The 7,371-nt window shown below is 72.4% G+C and carries 5 protein-coding genes; all 5 read right to left on the reverse strand.

What is annotated here, in order from left to right:
* Positions 1-8: 8 nt before the first annotated feature.
* On the reverse strand, positions 9-1,883 hold the full coding sequence (locus tag EOINJALH_RS10130) for a PKD domain-containing protein (RefSeq protein ID WP_088280235.1): 1,875 nt from the start codon (positions 1,881-1,883) through the stop codon (positions 9-11).
* 403 nt (positions 1,884-2,286) lie between these two features.
* Entirely contained in the window at positions 2,287-2,694 is a 408-nt protein-coding gene (locus EOINJALH_RS10135; protein WP_088280236.1) for a hypothetical protein, read from the reverse strand.
* A 193-nt stretch (positions 2,695-2,887) separates the two neighbouring features.
* Positions 2,888-4,351: an amidase gene (locus EOINJALH_RS10140; RefSeq protein WP_088280237.1), complete on the reverse strand. Its 1,464-nt coding sequence runs from the start codon at positions 4,349-4,351 to the stop codon at positions 2,888-2,890.
* A gap of 79 nt (positions 4,352-4,430) precedes the next feature.
* Positions 4,431-5,852, reverse strand: a complete 1,422-nt coding sequence (locus tag EOINJALH_RS10145) for an amidase (protein WP_088280238.1) — start codon at positions 5,850-5,852, stop codon at positions 4,431-4,433.
* Positions 5,852-7,351, reverse strand: a complete 1,500-nt coding sequence (locus EOINJALH_RS10150) for a M81 family metallopeptidase (protein ID WP_088280239.1) — start codon at positions 7,349-7,351, stop codon at positions 5,852-5,854. The genes EOINJALH_RS10145 and EOINJALH_RS10150 overlap by 1 nt, the downstream gene beginning before the upstream one ends.
* Positions 7,352-7,371: the final 20 nt, after the last annotated feature.

The following is a 7,371-nucleotide window of genomic DNA, read 5'->3' on the forward strand; positions in this document are numbered from 1 at the left end:
CGCGGTGCTCAGCGCGTGACGGTCAGCAGCGATTTCACCGACACGCCGTTGGCGGTGGCGGTGATGGCGACCGTGGTCGACGAGGTGACGCGAGCGGTCTTCACCGTGAAGCTTCCCGTGCTGGCCCCCGCCGGGATCGTGATGCTGGACGGGACGGCCACCGTCCTCGGCTTGCTGCTGGTGAGCTTGACCACCACGCCGGCCGTGGACGAGGCCTTCACCGTGCCGGTGAGGCTGGTGCCGCCGATCACCGAGGTGCTGGACAGCGTCAGGGCGGTTGGCGTGGGCGGCGCCACCACTGGCACGGTGGCCGTCACCACCAGCGACGCGGTGCTGCCCACAGCCCCGACGTTGTCCACCGGCGTCACGTTGGCGGTGTAGCTGCCGGCGACGGGATAGACATGCGTGACCAGGGGCGTGGCGGTGGTGGCCGCGGTGCCGTCGCCGAAGTTCCAGCGGTAGCTGGCCACGCTGCCATCCGCGTCCCTCGACAGCGAGGCGTCGAGGTACACCGTGAGCGGCGCAGTGGTGCCGGTGCCCAGCTTGAGGCTGCCCACGGGCAACTGGTTGGCCGTGGCAGGATAGTGGAGCAGGGTCTGCGCGGTGTTGCCCAGCACGAAGACCGCGCCGTCCTTGGCCGCGGCCACGTCGACCGCGGCGGCGGCGTCCAGCGTGCTGGCCAGCCAGGCCACGCTGCCATTGGGCAGGTAGCGGGCCGTGGTCGCGCGCAGGGCCATGCCGTCGACCGTCCAGCCCATCCCGGTGGCACCGGCCACGAAGGCGGAACCGTCGCTGCCGAGCGCCAGGTCGTAGGGGGTCTCGTTGGCCGTGGGGTGGTAGTCGGCCGCCCAAGGCGTCGTCAGCACGTTGCCGGCCGCGTCGAGCCGGAGCGTGACCCAATTGGTGGGCGAGGCCGCCACGCCGCTGACCACGATGTTGCGCAGGGCATCCACGCCCACGCGCACGCCCTGCGTGCCCTGCGGGTAGCTGCGCGCGAACAGTGGTGCATAGCTCGCATCATGGGCGGCCACGAACAAGGCCGATCCGGCGGTGCCGGTGCCGATGACTTCGCCCCAGGGGCCCACCGCCAGGCTGGGCGCGTAGTTGCCCGCTGCCGCCGCATGGCGCGTGCTCCACAGGGTGGCCCCGGTGTCTGCCGCATAGGCGTACAGCGACATGCCCGCTGCGCCGGCGCCGCTCACCACCACGTGGTTCGACGGCGTGAGGCGGATCTGCCCCGGCGTTTCGCCGCCGGTGACGGCCAGGCTGTTCTTCGACCAGATCGTGGCACCCGTGGCGCCCGACAGCTTCTCGGCGGTGAAGACCTTGTTCGTTCCGCGGCCCAGCACATAGAGGTCGCCCGCCGCATCGGCCACCCCGGCCACCGCATAGCCGCTGGCGCGCGCCACATGGCGCGACCACAACAGCGTGCCGTCGGAACCGTACTTCAGCACCACCCAGCCGGCCTCCATCACTCCGGTGGGGCCGGCGGTCGTGCCCGAGCCCAGGTTGCTGACCGCGTAGTTGTAGTCGGCGTAGGCGCCGACCACCACCACGGCACCGGCGGCGTCGGTGAACATCGCCGTCGGCCGGACACCCGCGTAACCGGTGGGGAACCAGGTCCGCGACCACTGCAGCACACCGGTCGACGAGAAACGGCTGATCAGCGCGGTGCCGACGTTGGCGTCGAAGGCGTTCGGCGCGGTGACGCCGACCACGTAGGCATTGTCCTGGCCGTCCAGTTCGACGGCCACGCCCGAGGCCCCTGCGGTGGAGCGTTGCCAATCAGGGGTCTGCAGCGCCTGGCCCTGCACGGACGGCAGCGCGAGGACCGCACCTGTGCAGAACAGCACGCGCAGGACGGTCGACTTCAATGTGTTCATTTCGCGGTACTTCCCCGTGGCAAATCGGACTCAACGGCATTTGGAGCGATGGCACGGTAGCACAGGTTCAACGTCCGTCTGCCCCCCCGCCTCGGTGTACCCGATCGGCGGTTCACCTTCGCGGCGATGCTGTTTTCGCAGTCGGTTTGCGGGCCCCTCGACGGGCCCTCGGACCCCCCGTTTTCCCTCTGTGGCAGCGATGGGAACCGTGCCGCGGCGCCACGCGCGGCAAGGGCCGAATGGAGGCCGTCCGGCGCGCCGACGAGACAACGGAACCTGCGGATCCGCGGCAATATGTCGCACGGCCCGAAAGGGTCGATCGGCCGGATCGGTGCCGCTCGGGGTCCGACTCAGCCCTCGCGATCAACGCGCGAGGTCAGTGCGCGAGGTCAGTGCGAGTCACTCAACCCGAAGCCACGGCGCCCGGCCGGTCGGCACCCGAGGCCGTGCGGCGCGACCAGCGGTCCAGACCGAGTTGCACGCGTTCCCACGCGGTGCGGTCAAAGTCGACCGTCGCGAACAGGTTCTCCTTGTCCGGCACGACGAGGCGGGCGGTCTCGGCCAGGCGGTCGAGTTCGGGGCGGAGCGCATCGACGCAGCCGCCCAGGTCATCGAAACGCGGCGCGAGGCGATGGAACAGGATGGCGCGCTGCAGTTCGGAGGCCTTGAAGGAACTGGCCTCGACTGCCCGCACGAAGATGCGGGCTGCGCCGCCGTCGAGGAACTGGACGCAGAACTCCCGCCGCCAACCATCCAGGCCCTGGGCCGGTGTGATCTGCGGGAGTGTGGATTCGATGTGCAGGGTGGCCATGCGGAAACGGGAACGGAGAAGCGGGGAGCTTATCCACTTTCACCGCCTCGCCGCGCCGCTTTGACTCGATCGAAGTGTCTTGTTGCAGCCTGAACCGCCGGTTTCGATCTGCGGCACCGCAAAAGTGCGTGCACGCACGTTCCAGACCCGCATCGAGGGCGGACCGCACGCCCTCGGGGCGGGGACAGCCCGTTCAGTCGCCCCAGCCCGGCGGCGCCACGAAGGCGTGGTATTCGCGCTCGAGCCACTGGGCGAAGCGCAGGCACAACGGGTCGGCGAAGGCCGGGCCGACGATCTGCGCCCCGACCGGCAGGCCCTCGGCCGTCAGGCCCAGCGGGAAGGCCGTGGCCGGCAGGCCGACGATGCCGGGGTAGCCGGCCCAGAACAGCGCGTCGGTGGTGGGTTGGCCGTGGCCGTTCACCGGGATCAGGCGTTCCCAGCGCTCGCCCTGCTGGTTGTGGTGGAAGGCGGGCGTGGTGGCCACCGGGCAGATCAGCAGGTCGTAACGCTCGAAGAACGCGCCCCACTGCCGGCGCAGGTGCTCGCGCCGTTGGTCCAGCTGGTGCCAGTCGCGGTGGCTCAGTGTGCTGCCACGGTACGCGCGGGCGCGGTAGTCCTGCTCGTCGGGGCGCAGGTCGCGGGCCAGCGCCTGCAGGCGACCGTAGTCGGCGTCGCCCAGCTGCGAGCCGGTGGCCGCGCGCAGCAGGTGCAGGTACACATGGTTGGCCTCGGCGCTGTCCACCGGCCGGTCGGTCTCGCTGACCTGCAGGCCGCGGTCGCGCAGGAAGGCGGCCAGGGCGCGCAGCGGCGCGCGCACGCTCTCGTCGACCTCGGCCTGCGCGTCGTCCCACAGCACGGCCACGCGGCAGCGCTGCGGCGGCACGCCGCTGTCGCGCCAGCGCAGCGGCACCCGGCCCATCGGGCCCTGGCTTTCCAGCGGGTGGGCCAGGATGTCCATGGCCAGCGACAGGTCGTAGGCGCTGCGCGCCAGCGGGCCCACCGCGGCGATGTCGAAGGTGTCGGCCACCTCGTCGTCGGCCAGTTGGTGGCCGGCGATCGGCACCACGCCCCACGTGGGCTTGTGGCCGTAGACGCCGCAGTAGTGCGCCGGGTTGCGGATCGAGGCGCCGATGTCGCTGCCCAGTTCCAGCGCCGTGAGCCCGGCGGCCAGCGCGGCGGCCGAGCCACCCGACGAGCCGCCCGGCCCGCGGGCCGTGTCCCAAGGGTTGTTGGTGGTGCCGTACACCGGGTTGAAGGTCTGCCAGTCGGCCAGCGACACCGGCACGTTGGTCTTGCCGAAGACCACCGCGCCGGCGTCGGTGAGCCGTTGCACGGTGACCGCATCGGTCTGGGCGATGTTGTCGCGGAAGGCCTCGAAGCCGAAGGTGGTGGGCAGGCCGGCCACGTTGAACGATTCCTTCACCGTCATCGGCAGCCCGTGCAGCGGGCCCCAGCACTCGCCGCGGGCCAGGGCCTCGTCGGCCTGGCGGGCGCGCCGCAGCGCGCGCTCGGCGTCGCGCACCACCACGGCGTTGAGGGCCGGGCCGTGGCGCTCGACGCGGCCCAGGTAGAGCTGCAACAGTTCGACGGCGGACAGCTCTCGGCGGCGCAGGCGCCGGGCCAGCTCATGGGCGGGCAGGTAGGCCAGGGAACTCATCGGTCGGTCTCCTCGGTTCGAGTCGTGTGTCGCTCAGATGACGCCATAGCCTGATCCCAGGCTCCATCCGTCGGCCCGGTCATGCCCGCAATGCCGGCCGCGGGATCGGGCAGGCGCGTTCGTAGGCGCGTGCCGCGCGCAGCACCAGCGCGTCGCCGAACATCGGCCCGACGATCTGCAGGCCGATCGGCAGGCCGTCGCGGGTCAGGCCGCAGGGGATGGTGCAGGCCGGCTGCTGGGTCAGGTTGAAGGGGTACGAGAACGGCGTCCAGCCCAGCAGCGCCTCGGGCGACATCGCCCCCTGGCCGGCCGGCCGGGCCTCGAAGGCCGGCACCGCCACCGTGGGCGTGATCAGCAGGTCCACGCCCTGCATGAACTGACGCATGTGCGAGCCCAGCGCGCCGCGGCGCAGCGTCAGCTGCTGCACCTCGAGCGCGCTGTAGGCCGAGCCCAGCTGCGCCTCGGCGGCGAAGTCGGGGTCGGCGACGGCCTGCTGTGCCGGCGTCAGCGTGTTCCACACCGTCCACGCGCCGACGAACCACAGGCCGGTGGTGATCTCGAGCGGGTCGTCGAAGCCGGGGTCGGTGGCCTCCACGTCGGCGCCCAGGTCGACCAGCTTGCGCACCGCGCGCTCGCAGGCCTCGGCCACCTCGGGATGCACGTTGCGCGCATAGCCCAGCGTCGGCGACCAGGCCACGCGCAGGCCGCGGATGCCGTGCTCCAGCGTGGCCAGGTAGTCGCTCATGTCGAGTGGCAGCGAGGTCCAGTCGCGCGGGTCGGGGCGCTTGAGCACGTTCATCGCCAGCGCCGCGTCGCCGACGCACATGGTGTGCGGCCCCAGGTGCGACACGGTGCCGAAGGGCGACAGCGGGTAGGCCGGCACCCGGCCGAAGCTGGGCTTGAGGCCGAAGTTGCCGCAGAACGAGGCGGGGATGCGCACGCTGCCGGCGCCGTCGGTGCCCACGCCGATGGGCCCCATGCCGGCGGCCACCGCGGCGGCGGCGCCGCCCGACGAGCCGCCGGGCGTGCGCGACGGGTCCCAGGGGTTGCGGCTGATGCCGGTGAGCGGCGAGTTGGTCTCGCCCTTGCAGCCGAACTCGGGCGTGGTGGTCTTGCCCAGCAGCACGGCGCCGGCCTCGCGCAGCCGGGCGCTGGCCGGGGCATCCACCTCCCAGGCCTGCAGCGGGTCGACCGTGCGGCTGCCGCGGCGGGTGGGCCAGCCCTTGGTCAGGATCAGGTCCTTGATCGACACCGGCACGCCGTCGAGCGGGCCGCACGGCTGCCCCGCCGTCCAGCGCCGCTCGCTGGCGCGTGCCGATTCCAGCGCATCGTCGCCGGCCACCAGGCAGAACGCGTTGAGCGACGGGTTCAGCCGCTCGATGCGGGCCAGCACCGCGCGCGTGGCGTCCACCGGCGACGCGTGGCCGCTGCGGTAGAGCGACAGAAGTTGCGTGGCCGTGCAGTCGGCCAGGTCGGCGGGCAGTGCGTGGGGGTCGTTCATCACGGTCTCCTTCGGATGTCGGCGGGCAGCTTGGTCCACGGCAGGTCGGCCGGGTCCACCGCCATCGGGCCGGCGGCCTTGGCCACCAGCACGCGGCTGGCGATGGGGGTGAAGTCGGCGCGGAAGTGGTTGGAGCTCTTGCAGACGATGATGCGCATGGCCTCGGCGTGGACGCCCACCATGCGCAGCATCTCGCGGTCGAGCAGCTGGGCCTTGCCGCTGACCACGGCCACGCGCACGCCGTCGACGTCGAGGCAGGCGCTCTTGCCCAGCTTGAGCGTCATGCCGGTCATCATCGCGCCCTTCAGCACGCAGCGGCCGTCGGACAGCGCCACCACGGTGCAGCGCGCGTTCACCGGCGGGTCGCTGGGCTGGCCGGTGAAGGTGGGCACCGCGGTGCCCAGCGCCAGGTCGACCGTGGCGCCGACGCCCACGGCATGCGCCCGCTCGGCGGCGACGGGGTCGAACAGCATGCCCAGCGCCACCTGCCCGGGCAGGCGGCGGCCGGCGTCCTGGGCCAGCAGCGCGCGCAGCATGCCGGTGGTGTTGCTGTCGCCGCCGGCGCCGGGGTTGTCCTGCGTGTCGGCGATGACCACTGGCTTGTCCGACTGCGTGGCCAGGGCCAGCGCCTGGGCCACGGCGTCGCGCGCCGACAGCACGTCCAGCGTCCACTGCGTGGGCTCGGCCACGGCCTCGAACAGCGCACGCACCGCGGCCTCGGCCTGCTCGCCGTGGCCCCACACCATCGGCGCGCACTCGGCGAAGTCGGCCGCCGGGAAACCCATGCAGAAGCTCAGCACCGTGCCATGCCGGCGGTCCAGCTCGACCAGCGTGTCGTAGTGCGCCTGCGCGGGCGGCATCCAGGTGCTCTGCGCGTTCAGCGGGATCAGGAAGGGCAGCCGCCGGCACGCCATCGGCTCGCGCCGGCCCAGGGCCAGGCGACGCGCCAGCAACTGCGCGGCCAGTTCGCCGGTGGCGGCCATGTCGATGTGCGGGTAGGTGCGGTACGACACCAGCGCGTCGGCCAGTTCGAGCATGCGGTGTGTGACGTTGGCGTGCAGGTCCAGGCTGGCAACGATGGGCCGGTGCGGCCCGACCACCGCGCGCACGCGGGCCAGCAGTTCGCCTTCGGCGTCGTCAGCGTGCTGGGCCACCGCGGCGCCGTGCAGGTCGAGGTAGACGGCGTCCAGGCCGTGGGCCAGCGCCGCGCGCGCATCGGCCACGATGTCGCCGGCGATGCGCTCGAAGGCGTCGGTGGTGACGTAGGACGAGGGCGTGGCGCCGCCCCAGGCCGAGGGCACCAGGGTCCAGCCGCGCTGGCGCGCGGCGTCGATGAAGCCGCCGATCGGCGCGTTCACGCCGGTCATCGCCTGCTGCATCGCATCGCCGCGGGCATAGGCCGGGAAGGCCTCGCCCGACTGGAAGGCGCGCCAGTCGGCCAGCGACGGGGCGAAGGTGTTGGTCTCGTGCTGGAAGCCGGCGATCAGGATGCGGGGCATGGGCGGGGCCGTGTGGCAGG

The sequence above is a fragment of the Ideonella sp. A 288 genome, assembly GCF_002198735.1.
Lineage (GTDB): Bacteria > Pseudomonadota > Gammaproteobacteria > Burkholderiales > Burkholderiaceae_C > Pseudaquabacterium.